General features: G+C 41.5%; 1 protein-coding gene. It reads left to right on the top strand.

Annotated elements, in window-relative coordinates:
- The first annotated feature begins 92 nt into the window (after positions 1 to 92).
- Positions 93 to 1,448, top strand: coding sequence for an IS1380 family transposase (locus JIV24_RS22090; protein ID WP_200467256.1), 1,356 nt, complete (start codon positions 93 to 95; stop codon positions 1,446 to 1,448).
- The last annotated feature ends 111 nt before the right edge of the window (positions 1,449 to 1,559 follow it).

The raw sequence follows: 1,559 nt of genomic DNA, 5'->3' as shown, positions 1-1,559 counted from the left end.
CCTGAATTATTCATAAAAAAGGGATAAGTGTTCCTTGAATCTTCTGAAATATCAGTATTTTCAAGGTGTCCAAACACAAAGCCCTTTATACAATGATTAAAAATAAATTAGAAGACACCTCGACAACTTACGAACTTTTTCCAATAGAAGGCAAAAACATTGAGCTTACGTTCAGTGGTGAGGACATTAGTAGCGATGGCGGCTTGTTATTACTTCGAGAAACAGAGCAACAGATAGGCCTTATAGAAGGAGCTGTTGACTGTATTGAAGACAAACGAGATCAGCGATATATCGACCATACATTAAAAGAACTCTTAGTCCAACGTGTTTTTCAAATTGCGGCTGGCTATGAAGATTGTAACGATTGCAATGACCTGCGCAATGACTTTATTTTTAAAGCCTGTGCTGGACGACTGCCCGAGAGTGGCAGTCCACTAGCCTCTCAACCAACAATGAGCAGGTTGGAAAATGCCATTGACAACAAAATGCTTTACCGCACAGGTGAGTACCTTCTTGACGTTTTTATGGGTTCGTACCAGAGTGCCCCGCCTTTAATTATACTAGATTGTGATGACACCAATAACAACACCTATGGGGACCAACAGTTAAGTCTTTTCAATAATTATTACCACAATCACTGCTATATGCCCTTGCATATTTACGAAGGCCTGTCAGGAAGGCTGGTGGCCACGATGCTTAAGCCTGGCCGAAGGAGCAAACAAAGCGATGTGGCTTCGTTGTTAAAGAAATTGATTTCAAGATTAAGGCAGCAGTGGCCCAATACGCTAATCATCGTTCGGGGGGACGCCCATTTCACATCGGCAGATTTTATGCAATGGTCAGATGGTCAACCACGCACCGGGTATATTACCGGATTGGCCGGGAACAAGAAACTTCACCTGCAAGCGCAGGTGACTATTGAAAGTGCACAGCGTGAGTTCAAGCAATACAACAAACCTGTCAAACGATACCACTCTTTCCTATATCAAGCAGGAAGTTGGCACAAGCCACAGAAAGTTATAGTAAAGGTCGAAGTATCCCCTTTGGGCACCAATATCAGGTATATTGTGAGTAATATGACCGATTTCAGGGCTAAAGAGCTTTATGAAAAGGGCTATTGTGCCAGAGGGGCAATGGAGTTGCGAATAAAAGAACATAAACTATACTTGAAATCAGATCGCACTTCGTGCAATAGCTTTAAAGCCAATCAGTTTCGCTTACTCTTACATTCGATGGCATATATTCTTCTGCACACTTTCCAAAAAGAAGTATTGGGAACAACAGAGTTCGCCAACTCTACTTTTAAAACTATTCAGAACAAAATCATCAAAACAGCTGCTTGTGTCAAAGAGCTTAAAACGAAAATAAAAATTGAATTCCCAAAGAGCTGCCCGACAAAACAAATACAGGCTAACAGCTTTGAAATACTGTCCCTTCTGAGGACGTAGCCTTAGCTGTCGATCGAAAACACATACTAATAATCAGAACACTCTTCGGGCTGTATGGGAAAAATATGTCCAAACCCCAATAATTGACTTTATGTAAGTGTGCTTGCGACG

The sequence above is a fragment of the Carboxylicivirga marina genome (assembly GCF_016612505.1).
In the GTDB taxonomy this organism is placed as follows: domain Bacteria; phylum Bacteroidota; class Bacteroidia; order Bacteroidales; family Marinilabiliaceae; genus Carboxylicivirga; species Carboxylicivirga marina.
This window is presented reverse-complemented; position numbering and strand designations above follow the sequence as displayed.